This is a genomic window from Sciscionella marina DSM 45152, from assembly GCF_000379465.1.
GTDB classification, from domain to species: Bacteria; Actinomycetota; Actinomycetes; order Mycobacteriales; family Pseudonocardiaceae; genus Sciscionella; species Sciscionella marina.
On record NZ_KB905447.1, the window covers coordinates 12,608 to 26,165 of the forward strand.

Below are 13,558 nucleotides of genomic sequence, written 5' to 3' on the forward strand. Positions count from 1 at the left end.
TTGTCCTGCCCGCTCCCTGCGAACGAGGACTAGAGTAGCGCATGTTGAATGGGCCCTGTAACCCACCCCCGGCAACTGAGGGAGAACCGTGTCTGAGCAGGTGGCGGCCGTGAGTCCGGAGATAGAGCGGGCTGAGCAGGAGGCTGTGTCGCTGACGAGTGAGCTGATCCGGATCGATTCAACGAATACGGGTGACCCGGAGACGTTGGTCGGTGAACGGTCGGCTGCGGAGTTCGTGGCGACGAAGCTGACGGAGGCCGGTTACGCGATCGAATATGTGGAGTCGGGTGGTCGTGATCGGCACAATGTGATCACTCGGCTGGAGGGTAGTGACCGTACTCGTCCGGGTCTGCTGATCCACGGTCATCTGGATGTGGTTCCGGCTGAACCGTCGGAGTGGTCGGTGCATCCGTTCTCGGGTGCGATCCAGGACGGCTATGTGTGGGGCCGTGGCGCGGTGGACATGAAGGACATGGACGGGATGATGCTGGCGCTGGCGTTGCATTACAAGCGCCACAACATCGTCCCGCCGCGGGACATCGTGTTCGCTTTCCTGGCGGATGAGGAGGCCGGCGGTCAGTACGGTGCCTCGTGGCTGGTGGAGCGTCGCCCTGAGCTGTTCGAGGGGGTCAGTGAGGCGATCAGTGAGGTCGGCGGGTTCTCGGTGACGTTCGGGGACGGTGTCCGGGCGTATCTGATCGAGACGGCGGAGAAGGGGATCCGCTGGCTGAAGCTGCGTGCGCACGGTGCCCCGGGGCATGGTTCGATGGTCCACAAGGACAACGCGGTGGCGAAGCTGGCGGCCGCGGTGACGCGGCTGGGCAATCACGAGTTCCCGATCGTGCTGACGGACTCGCTCCGGGAGTTCCTGGACGGTGTCTCGGAGCTGACCGGAATGGAGTTCCCGGAGGATGATCTGGAGGGCTCGATCGGGAAGCTGGGCAATCTGGCGCGCATGGTCGGGGCGACGATCCGGGACACGGCGAACGTGACGATGTTCAATGGTGGCTACAAGTCGAACGTGATCCCGTCGACGGCGACGGCGAGCGTGGACTGCCGGATCCTCCCGGGCCGGGAGGCGGCGTTCGAGGCGGAGCTGGACGCGTTGCTCGGCCCGGATGTGGAGCGAAAGTGGCTGGCGCTGCCGCCGGTGGAGACGAGCTTCGACGGGGCGATCGTGGACGCGATGAAGGCCTCGATCGTGGCGGAGGATCCGGGTGCGCGCACGCTGCCATATCTGCTTTCGGCGGGTACGGACGCGAAGTCGTTTCAGCGGCTGGGTATCCGCAATTTCGGGTTCTCTCCGCTGAAGCTGCCCCCGGACCTGGATTTCAGCGCGCTGTTCCACGGTATCGATGAGCGGGTACCGGTAGAGGCGCTGAAGTTCGGTACCCGGGTGCTGGATCGGTTCATCCGGGCGAGCTAGCCGGAGGCTGTTCCCGGTGTTCCGCACACCGGGAACAGCTCTCGTTCAGACGATGATTCCGGGCATGAGGTGCCGGGGCCGCTTGCGGCGCAGCCACATGTGCCTGCTGCCATCGGCGAACAGCAAGGTTCGGCACAGTTCCCAGCCGCCGAGCTCGGCGTTGATGGACAACTGGATGGCCGCCGCGCGCCGGGAGATCCCCGCGGGAATGCGTAGCGGCCGGTATTCCCAGTCGCCGACGGTATGTCCTTCCCCGTCGCCGTCCTCCGTGGTCATGGCCGCACCACCGCCAATCCGTCCGTGGCAGCGGAACCGACGAGCACGGTACCGCTGCGCGGGTCGACGGCCACCGAGTCGGGCGATCCGACGGTGGGGAACCGGTATTTCAGCTCCGGCTCGCCGTGCCCGACCGCGTACCCGGCGACCTCATTCGTTCCCGTAACGGTAACCCAGATGAGCTTGCGAGTGGGGTCGAAAGCGATCCCGAATGGGGTCTTGCCGACCGGATAGCGTTGGCGCATGAGCACCGGACCGGTGGCGAAGGCGAGGAGCTGGTTGCTGCGCGCATCGGTGAGGAGCACCCGGCCGTAGTTGTCGGTGACCCCGCGTGCGGCGCCCTGACCTGCGCGGACACCGGTACCGAAGGAGCGTTTGTCGAGCTGCACGTCGTAGAGGGCGGTGCGCACGGGATCCAGGGCGAGGACTTCCTCGCCGACGGCGAACAGCTGCTCGGGGCGGACCTTGCCGGTGATGTTCGCGAGGCGCTTGCCGTCCCGGAAGACGCCGACACTGTCCTTCTCGGGGAAGGCGACGACCAGGCGTCCGTCCCGCAGGAGCACCGCCGAGCTGGGCTTTCCGCCGACCTCGGTAGGGGTGCTCCGGCCCGCGGTGGACACGGTGAGTACCGAATCGCCTACGGGAACGAGTACGCCGTCCGGTACGGCGCTGAGCTTGCCCGGTTTGCCCGGCATTTTCACGGTGCGCGGCTGGGCGGAGAGGTCGTCGAGGTCGTAGAGCAGCAGGGCGTCGGCGCGTGCGAGGAACAGGGTGCGGCCGACCGCGAGGGTGTCGAGCACGGCGCCGCCGGTGTCGATGCGGTCGCCCTTGGCCGGTGTGCTCATCGGCACGCTCGCCGGTTTCGCGGCGCTGGCGTTGTTGGCCACCTGCAGTGGGTCCTTGTCCTGGCTGCCGCATCCGGCGAGCAGCGCACCGGCGAGCAGCGCCGCGGCGAGGCGGGCGATTTTCACGAGTGTGGCCACCTTTCCGGGTAGCCGGATCCTGGCTCGCTCACATCGTCGAGCGCGGCCCGGATCGCGGCGGGCAGGGTCAGGTCTTCGGCGGCGAGGGAACCGGTCAGCTGTGCGGTGTCCCGGGCACCGACCACCGGGGCGACCACGCCGGGGCGGTCCCGTACCCAGGCCAGGGCGACGGCGAGCGGGGAGGTGCCGAGGCCGTCGGCGGCGGTGCTGATGGCTTCCACGATGCGAGCGACACGCTCCGTGCGGTGGCGGTCGACGTAGCCCGCGTATTCGGGGTCGGCGCCGCGCGAATCGGCGGGAGTGCCGGTGCGGTACTTGCCGGTCAGCACACCTCTGCCGAGCGGGGCCCAGGGCAGCAGCCCGATGCCGTGGTACTCGGCGGCCGGGATGACCTCGCGTTCGATTCCGCGCTCGGCGAGCGAGTATTCGTGCTGGGTGGACACGATCGGCACGGGGGCACAGCCGGCGGTGGCCAGCTGCCATCCGGTGTAGTTGGCCACCCCGATGTAGCGGACCTTTCCCGAACGCAGCGCGTACTCCATCGCGGACAGGGTTTCCTCGAGCGGCACGTTCGGATCCCAGGCGTGCAGCTGCCACAGGTCGATGTGGTCCACGCCGAGCCTGCGCAACGATCCGTCCAGCGCCCCGAGCAGCGAGCCGCGGGACGCACCACCGCCGAACGGGCCGGTGCCGCGGTTGGCCACCGCCTTGGTGGCGAGCACGATGTCCTCGCGGGGGACGAGGTCGCCGAGCAGGCTGCCGAGCAGTTCCTCGGTCTCGCCCTCGCCGTACACATCGGCGGTGTCCACGAGCGTGCCCCCCGCGTCGACGAACGCGACGAGCTGACTCGCCGCCTCGTCGGCGTCGGTATCGCGCGCCCAGTCCATGGTGCCGAGTGCCATGCGGGAGACGCGAAGTCCGGAGTTGCCGAGCCGCCGAATCTGCACCTGCTGAAGCGTAATGCGCCCGGCATCGGCCGGTGCCGTAGGGTGGAAGGCGTGGCGACGGTGATCCTGCTACGGCACATGAAATCCAGCGCGAACGGGGCCGGCGTGCTCGCCGGTCGCACTCCCGGAGTGGAGCTCGCCGAACGCGGGCATGAGCAGGCACTGGACCTGGTCGGCCGGCTCGAGGGGGTGCCGATCACGGAAGTGTGCAGCTCGCCCCTGTTGCGGTGCAAGCAGACGATCGCGCCGCTGCTGAAGGCACGCGGACTCCGGTCCCGCACCGACAAGCGGCTCTCCGAGGTGGATTACGGCGACTGGACCGGCGAGGAGCTCAAGAAGCTGGGCAAGGAGCCGCTGTGGCGGGTCGTGCAGACCCATCCCTCGGCGGCGGTGTTCCCCGGCGGGGAAGGGCTCGCGGCCATGCAGGCGCGTGCAGTCGCGGCGATCCGCGAGCACGACGCGCGGATCGGCGAACAGTACGGCGCCGAGGCGGTCTGGCTGGCCTGCAGCCACGGTGACGTGATCAAGTCGGTGCTCGCGGACGCGCTCGGGATGCATCTGGACTCGTTCCAGCGGATCGTGGTGGACCCAGGATCCGTCTCGGTCGTGCGGTTCACCGAGACCCGGCCGTTCGTGGTGCGCAGCAATGACCTCGGCGGGGACCTGTCCGGGATCGTCGCGCCGAAATCGGCGAAGTCGAAGCGTAAGCGGGGTTCCTCGGACGCGGTCGTGGGCGGTTCCACCGGAAACTGAGCAGCGCGCTCGGGAAATTCAGCGACGGTTCTAGGGTGGTTCTGCGCGGATTCTCAGGTTCTGGTCCCATCCTTGAACCATGACCGAGAACACGCCGCCGCAGGACGAACCGCAACCGCAGCAGCCCCAGCAGGGGCAGGTGTGGTGGCAGCAGCACAGCGCGACCCCGCCGTACGGCGCCGCGCAGCAGCAGTCCGGAACGCCGCAGTACACCATGCCGATCGGCACCGCTCCGGGACCGGAGCGCCCGAAACGCAGGGTCACCGGGCCGATCGTGATCACCGCGATCATCGCGGGCCTGATCGGTGGCGGTGTGGGAGTCGGCGGTAGCGCGCTGTTCGCGAGTGGTTCGGACGCTCCGCTGCTGACCTCGCAGCCCCAGTCCTCGAGCAGCGTGAGCACCAAGCCGGGCTCGGTCTCCTACGCCGCCGAGGTGGCGCTGAAGTCGACGGTGGACATCAAGACCGCCACCGGGCAGGGGCAGGGCGAGGGCACCGGGATCGTGCTGACCCAGGACGGCTACGTCCTGACGAACAACCACGTGGTCTCCGGCGCGGACAATGGTGGGCGCATCCAGGTGACCGGCCCGGACGGCAAGAAGTACTCGGCGACGATCAAGGGCACCGCGCCGTCCTACGACCTCGCGGTCATCAAACTCGACGGGGTGAGTGGGCTGACCCCGGCCAAGCTCGGTCAGTCGAACAACCTGAAGGTCGGGCAGCAGGTCGCGGCGGTCGGCAGCCCGTACGGCTTCACCGACTCGGTGACCTCGGGGATCGTCAGTGCCCTCTCCCGTACGGTCACCGCGCAGACCGATGACGGCCAGTCGGTGGTCTACAACGCGCTGCAGACCGATGCCTCGATCAACTTCGGCAACTCCGGTGGTCCGCTGGTGAACATGGACGGCCAGGTGGTCGGGGTGAACTCGGCGAAGTTCGCCGGTAACAGCCAGGGCGGCCAGGAGCAGGAGGGCGGCGCGCAGGGGATCGGCTACTCGATCCCGATCGATACCGCGAAGCGGGTCGCGAACGAGCTCATGCAGAACGGCAAGGCGACCAAACCCCAGCTCGGCGTCACCGGTTATGTCGGTTCGCAGGGTGCGGCCAGCGGCGGCGGGGCCCAGCTCGGTGAGGTGAGTTCGGGTGGTGCGGCCGAGAAGGCGGGCATCAAGCAAGGCGATGTGATCACCAAACTCGGGAACACCCCGATCAGTTCGTACGCGGACCTGATGGCGCAGGTGCTCAAGCATCAGCCGGGCCAGGCGATTCCGGTGACCGTGAAGCATTCGGACGGCTCGGAGCAGACGGTCAATGTGACGCTCGGCAGCACGGCCGACACCAAGCAGACCACGGTTTCGCCTCAGCAGGAGAACCCCTTCGGCGGTGGCCAGGGTGGCGGTCAAGGCGGCGGCCAGGGTGGCGGCGGCTTCGGTGGCGGTCAAGGCGGTGGCGGCGGCTTCGGCGGTGGCCAAGGTGGCGGCGGTGACAATCCGTTCGGCGGTGGCGGTGACAACGGCGGGGGAGGGATCCCCGGATTCGGTGGGAACTGAGTTCTCATCCACGAGACGTGGGGCCAGGGTTCGCGCATCGCCCTGGCCTCACGTCGCATCATGGGGCCGCATAGGGGAACGCCACGGCCGCCGGACACGGCGACCGTGGCGCACGGCTGTCGGGGCTCAGTCGTTCACGTTCACCGCCGATCATGCCGCGGCGACGGTGGTGGCCTCGGTGCTTCCCGAACCGTAGAGATCGTTCGCCGCCTGGATCGTGGCCTGACGGGCGCTGCGGTAGTTCGTCGTGGAGACGAAGTATTTGGTCAGCGCCGTGTACCAGATCTGCGCGGCCTTGTCGCGCCCGATCCCGGTGACGGCGGAGTCGTTCGCGGCCGGGCTGTCGTACCGCACGCCGTCGATGACCTTGCTTCCGCCGCCCTCGGCGAGCAGAGAGAAGAAGTGGTTGGCGATGCCCGAGGAATAGTGCACATCGGTGTTGCCCGCCCCGGAGGACCAGTTGTCCAGCGAACGGCCGTCCTTGGCTGGCTTGTCCATGTAGCGCAACGGTTTGTCGTCCCCACGGAGATTCAGTAGTTCACCGATGAGGTAGTCGGGCTTGTCCACGGCGTTGTTCGCGTGCCACTCCACCATGGTGCCGAGGATGTCGCGGGTGGTTTCGTTCAGTCCGCCGGACTCGCCGCGGTAGACCCGCGCGCGGTGGCCGAGGTGACTCCATGGGACATCTCGTGCCCGGTCACGTCGAGTTCGGTCAGCGGCCGGGTGCCATTGGATCCGTCGCCGTAGGCCATGCACCCGCGGTCTGCGCGGTGGCACCGTTGCCGTCGCCCCACACGTTGTCCGTGTCGGTCATCGGTGTTCCCTTGCCGGAGGTGGCGTGGTCGAGGTTGTAGATGCTCTGCCCGCCGCGCGTGGCATCGGTGAGTTGGTAGCCGGATCCGGACCGGGGGCTCTACAGGCTCACCGCCCCGCTGTATTCCGTGCGCCCGGTTCCGGTCGCGGCGAGCCCGGTGCGCGAACCAGAGCCGGGCCGTGCCGCCGAGGATCGCCCGGTCGCTACCCCGATCAGCTGTTTGATCTCGTCGTCACCGGCGAGAATCCTGCCGGTGTTCGCATCGGTGACCACGTGCAGCCGGCTCGGCGTCCGGTCGGCCTTGACCCCGGCGAGCACGGCCTCGTAGCCGAGAACCGGGGCGCCGTCGGCCGCGTAAACGACCTTGCGAGGCTGGTTCGCGGTGTAGCGCACCGAGGGGTTTGCGGCGAGCGCCGCACGGACCGCCTGTGCCGGGGCCAAGTTCGGGGACGAGGGAAAGGGCCAGCGGGAAGCGGTTGGCCAACCGCCCTTGTCTGAGCCTGCCGTTCGGTCCGGTCGTGACGACCAGATCGCCACCGAGCACCGGTCTGCTGTGATAGGTGCGCTCGTAGCGCAGGTGCCGGGTGCCGTCCCGGTCCGCGTTCGCTGCCTTGGCGATGAGTTGCTCGGCGTTGCCGAGACCGAGTCGTCCGGCGATGTCCGCGGCGGCCGAAGCTGCGGTGGACACCGGTGCCGTGGCTCCCGGTCCGGCACCGGCATCGGCATCGGCATCGGCACCTGCCGTGCGGACGGCGGCGACCGGTTGCGGGGAGAATGTGCACAACGTGCCATTCACCGTTGACCAGACGGATTCCCGCCGACATGCTGCTATCCCGCGGTCAACCGTTGTTCGGTTCACGGCGATCGGCCGGGTCACGTCAAAAGTGATGGGTGCTAGTGCGACAGGAATCGCCAGAGGGCACGTGCACCGAACTCGAGCGCGGAGACGGGAACCCGTTCGTCGACCCCGTGCGGCATCTCGCGATACGGGTACTCGGCGGGAAGACGCAGCGGGGAGAACCCGTAGCAGTCGAGGCCGATCGCGCTGAACGCCTTGGCGTCGGTGCCACCACCCATGCAGAACGGCACCGGCACGGCTTCCGGATCCTCGGCACGCAGCGCTTCGCTCATCGCGGCGAACCACTCCGAGTCGATCGGCGCCGATACCGCGGGATTGCGGACCAGGGATGCGCGTTCCACCCCGGTGCCGAGCAGTTCGTCGATGGTGGCGAACAGTTCCGGTTCGGTTCCGGGAAGTGAGCGGGTATCCAGTCGTGCCCTGGCCTCGGAGGGGATGACGTTCACCTTGTAGCCCGCGTCCAGCACGGTCGGGGTCGTGGAGTTGCGGATCGTGGGCAGTACCGGGGAAGCAGCCGCACCGAGCGCCTCGATCGCGGCGAGCACACCCTGTTCGTCGGTGAGATCGATGCGCACCCCGAGCGCACCGGCCGCACCCTCGAGGTAGCCGCGCACGGCGGGGGTGAGCACGACCGGCCAGCTGTGTGCCGCGATCCGGGCGACCGCGTTCACCAGTGCCGTGACGGCGTTGTCCGTGTTCGGGCGGGAACCGTGGCCCGCGCGGCCCCGCGCGGTCAGTTCCAGGTGCATGGTGCCGCGCTCGGCGGTGGCGATCGGGTAGAGCCGTACCTCGCGCCCGTCCGGGGCGGTGACCGGAAAGGTGTAACCGCCGGATTCGCTGATGGCACAAGCACATCCGGCGAACTCCTCGGCGTGGTTCGCGGTCAGCCAGTGCGCGCCGTACGCACCGGCGTCCTCCTCGTCGGCGACGAAGGCGAACACCACATCCCGGCGCGGACCGGTGCCCTCGCGCGCCCAGCGTTCCGCGGTGCTGAGCAGCATGGCGCACATGTCCTTCATGTCTGTGGCGCCGCGCCCCCACAGAAAGCCGTCGCGCACCTCCCCGGAAAACGGGTCCACCGACCAATCGCAGGCGGCCGCGGGGACCACATCCAGGTGCGCGTGGGCGAGCACCGCGCTCAGTGTGGGATCGCTTCCCGGAATGCGCAGCAGCACGTTCGAACGCCGGGGTGCGGACTCCAGGATCCGGGGCGCGTACCCGGCCTCGGTGAGCACCCCGGCGACGTATTCGGCCGCCTCGCGCTCGCCCTTCGCGTCCCCGCCGCCGTGGTTGGTGGTGTCGAACCGGATCAGGTTCGCGGCGTGCTCGAGGGTGCGGTCAGCCATAGATCCCGTCCACCGCACCGGATGCGACCTGGGTGACGACCTTGAAGGTCTGCATGGCCTCGGTCATCGAGGCGGACTCGAAGCCGATCCGGTTCGTGGCCCGGCGTTGTACGGTCGGGATGAGCGCGGCCGCGGCGGCGAGGTGGCTCGCATCGAACTCCACCTCGATCTCGTGTGCCGATCCGGTTCGCGCACCGGTCCCGGCGGCCGCCATTCCCGCGCGGGCCGCTTCGGTGATCACCTCGGCAGAGCGGGCGGGTGGCAGGCAGATCGCCGCGTACCGGGAGACGCAGGTCTTCACGATCGCCTTGGCGGCGGACGGGAAGTAGTCCTCCGCGTCCGCACAGCACTTGTCGTCCCCGGTCACCAGGATCACCGGAACCCCGTATTCGGCGGCGAGCGCGGCGTTGAGCCGTCCCTCGCTCGCCCGCACCCCGTCCAGCCAGACCCCGGTGATCTGGTTCTCCAGGTAGGTGTGCGCGAGCACCCCATCGGCGCCCGCCGCCGCGTGATAACCGAGGAACACCACGCCGTCGGGTACCGTGTCGATGCCCTCCATCATGGAAAGCGGCTTGTGCTTGCCGGTCAGCATGCTCACTCGCGGATCGAGCCGCTCGAGCAGGAGGTTGCGCTGCGAGGAGTGCGCCTCGTTGATCACCACCTCCGCGGCCCCGCCCGCGTAGAGCCCGGCGACGCAGGCGTTCACATCCTCGGTGAAGATCGGGCGGAATCGCTGCCACTGTTCGCTGCCGACGGTGACATCCGCGGAACAGGTGACTCCGGTGACGCCTTCCATATCGGCGGAGATCATGATGCGCACGGCGGTCAGCCTAACCGTCCTCGGACTTCGGTTCGCGCTTCGGTGGCCTCCCGCGTTTCGGTAGCGCCCCGGCGTCCTTGGGTAGCCGCCCCGCGTCGGAAAGCGCACGCCGCAACAGGAACTCGATCTGTGCGTTGGTGCTGCGCAGTTCGTCCGAGGCCCAGCGGGCGAGCGCGTCGTGCACGGCGGGATCGAGCCGCAGCAGGATGCCCTTGCGTTCAGCAGACACGGTTACTGGTATAGCGATCCGGAGTTGACGATCGGCTGGGTGGACTGTTCGCTGCACAACACGACGAGCAGATTACTCACCATCGCCGCGCGCCGCTCCTCGTCCAGTTCGACCACGTTCTCCTCGTCCAGCCGGAACAGCGCCTCGCGCACCATACCGACCGCGCCCTCCACGATCTGCTGGCGTGCCGCGACAACCGCGCTCGCCTGCTGACGGCGCAGCATGACCTGGGCGATCTCCGGGGCGTAGGCCAGAGCGGTGATCCGGGATTCCACGATGGTCACCCCCGCCGCCCCGATGCGCGCGGTGATCTCCCCGGACAGCTGCTGGGTGATCTCCTCGGTGTTGTCCAGCAGCGAGAGCCGCTCGCTCTCCCGTGCGCCGTAGGGGTAGCTGTTCGCGATATGCCGGACCGCGGTCTCGGTCTGGATGGCCACGAACTGCACGAAGTTGTCCACCTCGTACACTGCCTGCGCGGTGTCGTGCACGTGCCAGACGACGACCGCGGCGATCTCGATCGGGTTGCCGTCGGCGTCGTTGACCTTGAGCGTCGAGGTCTCGTGGTTGCGGATCCGGGTGGACACCGGGCGGCGGATGGTGAACGGGTCGACCCACTTCAGCCCGGGGGAGCGGATCGTGCCGAGATAGCGCCCGAACAGTTGCAGCACGCGTGCCTCACCGGGGATGACCGGGGTGAGGCCGGCGAATCCGAGCAGGCCCAGGATGGCGAACAGGATACCGAGGACCAGCAGCACGATGCCGAGCGCGGCACCGAGCACGGTGGCGAACACGATCCCCGCCGCACCGATCAGGATGAGCAGCACGGACACGGCGATCGCGGTCCACCCGGAGGCCGCGTCGATCCGGCGTTCACGGACCGCGGGGGTGCGCTCGCGCACGTTCGACGGCTCGGTGGTCGTCATGGTGATCACTCCCTCAGGGGTAACTGACTTCGATTAAATGATATCAGATAAATATCTGATTCGGCGTGGGAGACAATGACCGGTGTGGCGAACGACTTCGAACGCGGTACCGATGGCCCGAAACTTATCCTCGCCGGGATCGACGAGTCGGATTCGGCGATGCGCGCGGCCGCCTACGCGGGCGGGCTGGCGCGACGGCAGGGCGCGGAACTGGCGCTCGTCTACGTGCGCCCCATCGTGTCGAGCACGGCGACCTTCGCGGCGGAGACCGTGAAGACCGGTGAGGCGATCGCCGAGGACCTGGAGAAGTACCTCACCGAGGCGGTCGAATCGCGTGGTGGCACCGAGGGCTACGGGGTGCGGTGGCGCTTCCTGGTGCGTGCCGGGGACCCGTACCGCGAGCTCATCGCGGCCGCCGAGGAACTCACCGCGGACGCCGTGGTGGTGGGCGCCTCGGAAAGCGTCGGGCATCGGGTGATCGGCTCGATCGCGGTGCGCCTGGTGCGTGCCGGGCGCTGGCCGGTCACGGTCGTTCCGTAGCCGCTACCGGGTCGCCACCCGCCGGTACCGCGCGGCGGCCAGCGGCAGAAAAACCGCGATGATCGCCACCGAGCACAGCACTGTGTAGAGCGCGGCGTGCTCGGCGGGCCAGCCGACCGGTTGCGGGAGGTTCGCCGGGGTCGGATTGCCGAACAGCGTGCGGGTGGCGCCCGCGACCGCGGTGATCGGGTTCCACTCGGCTATCGCGGAGAGCCCGCTCGGCATCGCGCTCACCGAGACGAAACCCGAGGAGATGAACGTGACCGGGAACAACCAGATGAGCCCGGCACTCATGGCGACCTCCACGGAAGGGGCGATGAGCCCGATCCAGGCACCTACCCAGGACATGGCGAAGGCGAACAGCAGGATCAGCAGGTAGGCCAGCACCGCGTCCAGTGCGCTGCCCCGGATCCGCCAGCCGACGGCCAGCCCGCACAGTGAGGTGACCACGAGCGAGACCATGCTCGCGCTGAGATCGGATGTGGTGCGCCCGATGATCACCGCGACCCGGGACATGGGCAGCGCGCGCAGCCGGTCCACGAATCCGCGCTGCAGGTCGTTGGCGAATCCGATGGTCGTGAAGGCGGCGTTGAAGGCCATGGTCTGCGCGAAGATCCCGCCCATCAGGAACTCTCGATAGGCGTCACCACCGAGGCTCCCGCCGAACACGTAGGCGAGCAGCAGCACGAACATGATCGGCTGGGCGGTCGAGGTGAGCAGGGTGCCCGGCGTCCTGCGCAGATTCAGCAGATTGCGCCAGGCGATGATGTGCGCGTCCCGTCCGACGCGGAGCAGGGTCGTCATGGGGTGAGCTCCCCGGCGCGGTCCGGCTCCGGCGAGGGTTCCTCGGTGAGCGCGAGGAAGACGTCGTCCAGTGTGGCCCTGCGCAGCGCCATGTCCAGCGGCTCGATGCCCGCTTCGGCGAACCTTCGCAATGCCTCGGTCATGGCGGAGCGCCCGTGCGGCACGGCGACCTCGACGCGCCGGTTCACCGGATCCACCGCGGGTGTGCTCTGTGCGAGTGCGCCCAGGATCCCCGCGGTGACTTCGAGCTCTTCGCTGGGCACGGTCACGTCCAGGCGCTGTCCTCCGGTGCGTGCCTTGAGCTGGTCCGGGGTGCCCCGTTCGACGATCCGGCCCGCGGACAGCACCGCGATCCGACCGGCGAGCCGATCGGCCTCCTCCAGATACTGGGTGGTCAGCAGCACGGTCGCCCCCTCGGCCACCAGCTCCCCGATGATCTCCCAGGTGTCCATCCTGCTGCGCGGGTCGAGCCCGGTCGTGGGCTCATCGAGCACCACGAGCTCGGGCCTGGCCAGCAGTGCCCCGGCGAGGTCGAGCCTGCGCCGCATCCCGCCGGAGTAGTGCTGGGCGCGCCGGTCGGCGGCCTCGGTCAGCCGGAACCGCCCCAGCATCTCGGCAGCGCGGGATCGGGCCGTGCGCCGCGACATTCCGTAGAGCCTGCCGACGAGATAGAGGTTCTCCGCGCCGGTCAGTTTCTCGTCGACCGAGGCGAACTGGCCGGAGAGCCCGATCGAGCGGCGCACCGCCTCCGGCTCGGTGGCCGTGTCGTGCCCGCCGACGGTGATCCGGCCGCTGTCCGGGCGCAGCAGTGTGGCCAGCATGCGCACGATCGTCGTCTTGCCCGCTCCGTTCGGGCCGAGCAGGCCGAAGACCGATCCGCGCGGCAGGCTCAGGTCCACGCCGTCGACGGCACGAGTGTCGCCAAACGATTTGCACAGCGATTGGATTCGCAAAAGTGGTTCGCCCGACTTTCGCGTATCCTGATTCGTATTATCGTCGTTGTCAACGGGCCGCCGTGGCGGCCGTTCATTGTTCATGGGCCGACCGAAGTGTGTTGTGCGACAGTTCCGCTGCACGGTTCTGTCAGTGATTTGTCAGCGATTTGTGCGCACGAGGAACTATCGACGATTTCCGCCGCTTTTCGGCGGTTTCGCGAATCGTCGCAGGTGCGAAGGCTTCCTCACGGGGTTCCACGCTCGCATGTCGGCGCGATGCCGCACAATGGGGATCCCCTCGCAGGGGGAACTTGAAATCGGCGACATCCGCTGAGCGGCGCCGCTGCCGTCACG

The 13,558-nt window shown here is 68.5% G+C and carries 16 protein-coding genes and 2 pseudogenes; 4 read left to right on the forward strand and 14 right to left on the reverse strand.

What is annotated here, in order from left to right; all coding sequences use genetic code 11:
* Nucleotides 1-109: 109 nt before the first annotated feature.
* On the forward strand, nt 110-1,426 hold the full coding sequence (locus A37U_RS0137745; protein ID WP_040589950.1) for a M20/M25/M40 family metallo-hydrolase: 1,317 nt from the start codon (nt 110-112) through the stop codon (nt 1,424-1,426).
* Between the two features lie 45 nt (nt 1,427-1,471).
* Here the strand turns inward: A37U_RS0137745 and A37U_RS0137750 are convergent, their stop codons facing one another.
* The 3 genes from A37U_RS0137750 to A37U_RS0137760 are packed head-to-tail and all read right to left on the reverse strand — an operon-like array spanning nt 1,472 to nt 3,632.
* Complete coding sequence (locus A37U_RS0137750; RefSeq protein ID WP_020501832.1) at nt 1,472-1,702, reverse strand: DUF5703 family protein; 231 nt, start codon at nt 1,700-1,702, stop codon at nt 1,472-1,474.
* Entirely contained in the window at nt 1,699-2,673 is a 975-nt protein-coding gene (locus A37U_RS0137755) for a YncE family protein (protein ID WP_157183300.1), read from the reverse strand. Before A37U_RS0137755 ends, A37U_RS0137750 begins: the two co-directional genes overlap by 4 nt.
* On the reverse strand, nt 2,670-3,632 hold the full coding sequence (locus A37U_RS0137760) for an aldo/keto reductase (protein ID WP_020501834.1): 963 nt from the start codon (nt 3,630-3,632) through the stop codon (nt 2,670-2,672). Before A37U_RS0137760 ends, A37U_RS0137755 begins: the two co-directional genes overlap by 4 nt.
* A gap of 51 nt (nt 3,633-3,683) precedes the next feature.
* Here A37U_RS0137760 and A37U_RS0137765 point away from each other — a divergent pair, with 51 nt between their 5' ends.
* Nucleotides 3,684-4,385, forward strand: coding sequence for a histidine phosphatase family protein (locus A37U_RS0137765; protein WP_020501835.1), 702 nt, complete (start codon nt 3,684-3,686; stop codon nt 4,383-4,385).
* Nucleotides 4,386-4,464: 79 nt separating this feature from the next.
* Entirely contained in the window at nt 4,465-5,934 is a 1,470-nt protein-coding gene (locus tag A37U_RS47450) for a S1C family serine protease (protein ID WP_020501836.1), read from the forward strand.
* Between the two features lie 150 nt (nt 5,935-6,084).
* Here the strand turns inward: A37U_RS47450 and A37U_RS0137775 are convergent, their stop codons facing one another.
* The 9 genes and pseudogenes from A37U_RS0137775 to A37U_RS0137805 all read right to left on the reverse strand — a co-directional run bounded on the left by A37U_RS0137775 (nt 6,085) and on the right by A37U_RS0137805 (nt 10,925).
* The gene (locus A37U_RS0137775; RefSeq protein ID WP_020501837.1) at nt 6,085-6,528 is read right to left on the reverse strand and encodes a peptidase M4 family protein; all 444 of its coding nucleotides are present in this window, start codon (nt 6,526-6,528) and stop codon (nt 6,085-6,087) included.
* A 29-nt stretch (nt 6,529-6,557) separates the two neighbouring features.
* Entirely contained in the window at nt 6,558-6,686 is a 129-nt protein-coding gene (locus tag A37U_RS53290; RefSeq protein ID WP_240437809.1) for a hypothetical protein, read from the reverse strand.
* A pseudogene (locus tag A37U_RS55240) lies at nt 6,647-6,826 on the reverse strand (hypothetical protein); the annotation flags it as partial. The pseudogene A37U_RS55240 and the gene A37U_RS53290, both read right to left, overlap by 40 nt.
* Nucleotides 6,827-6,847: 21 nt before the next feature.
* Nucleotides 6,848-7,189: a hypothetical protein gene (locus tag A37U_RS54235; protein WP_020501838.1), complete on the reverse strand. Its 342-nt coding sequence runs from the start codon at nt 7,187-7,189 to the stop codon at nt 6,848-6,850.
* A 64-nt stretch (nt 7,190-7,253) separates the two neighbouring features.
* Nucleotides 7,254-7,625 (reverse strand): annotated as a pseudogene (locus A37U_RS55245) (hypothetical protein); the annotation flags it as partial.
* A 17-nt stretch (nt 7,626-7,642) separates the two neighbouring features.
* The gene (locus tag A37U_RS0137790; RefSeq protein WP_020501839.1) at nt 7,643-8,953 is read right to left on the reverse strand and encodes a M20/M25/M40 family metallo-hydrolase; all 1,311 of its coding nucleotides are present in this window, start codon (nt 8,951-8,953) and stop codon (nt 7,643-7,645) included.
* Nucleotides 8,946-9,773, reverse strand: coding sequence for a M55 family metallopeptidase (locus A37U_RS0137795; RefSeq protein ID WP_020501840.1), 828 nt, complete (start codon nt 9,771-9,773; stop codon nt 8,946-8,948). Before A37U_RS0137795 ends, A37U_RS0137790 begins: the two co-directional genes overlap by 8 nt.
* Before the next feature lie 10 nt (nt 9,774-9,783).
* Entirely contained in the window at nt 9,784-10,002 is a 219-nt protein-coding gene (locus A37U_RS0137800) for a type II toxin-antitoxin system antitoxin (RefSeq protein ID WP_020501841.1), read from the reverse strand.
* A gap of 2 nt (nt 10,003-10,004) precedes the next feature.
* Nucleotides 10,005-10,925 carry an SPFH domain-containing protein gene (locus A37U_RS0137805; protein WP_040589956.1) on the reverse strand — a complete coding sequence of 307 codons (921 nt, stop codon included), beginning with the start codon at nt 10,923-10,925 and terminating at the stop codon, nt 10,005-10,007.
* 75 nt (nt 10,926-11,000) lie between these two features.
* On the opposite strand from A37U_RS0137805, the gene A37U_RS0137810 reads away from it, so the two are divergent.
* Nucleotides 11,001-11,465, forward strand: a complete 465-nt coding sequence (locus A37U_RS0137810; RefSeq protein ID WP_020501843.1) for a universal stress protein — start codon at nt 11,001-11,003, stop codon at nt 11,463-11,465.
* Between the two features lie 3 nt (nt 11,466-11,468).
* On the opposite strand, the gene A37U_RS0137815 is transcribed toward A37U_RS0137810, so the two are convergent.
* Both A37U_RS0137815 and A37U_RS0137820 read right to left on the reverse strand, forming a co-directional pair.
* A complete protein-coding gene (locus A37U_RS0137815; RefSeq protein ID WP_020501844.1) occupies nt 11,469-12,269 on the reverse strand; it encodes an ABC transporter permease in 801 nt (266 codons plus the stop codon).
* Nucleotides 12,266-13,306 (reverse strand): ATP-binding cassette domain-containing protein, encoded by a 1,041-nt coding sequence (locus A37U_RS0137820; protein ID WP_083934221.1) that lies wholly within the window; start codon nt 13,304-13,306, stop codon nt 12,266-12,268. Before A37U_RS0137820 ends, A37U_RS0137815 begins: the two co-directional genes overlap by 4 nt.
* Nucleotides 13,307-13,558: the final 252 nt, after the last annotated feature.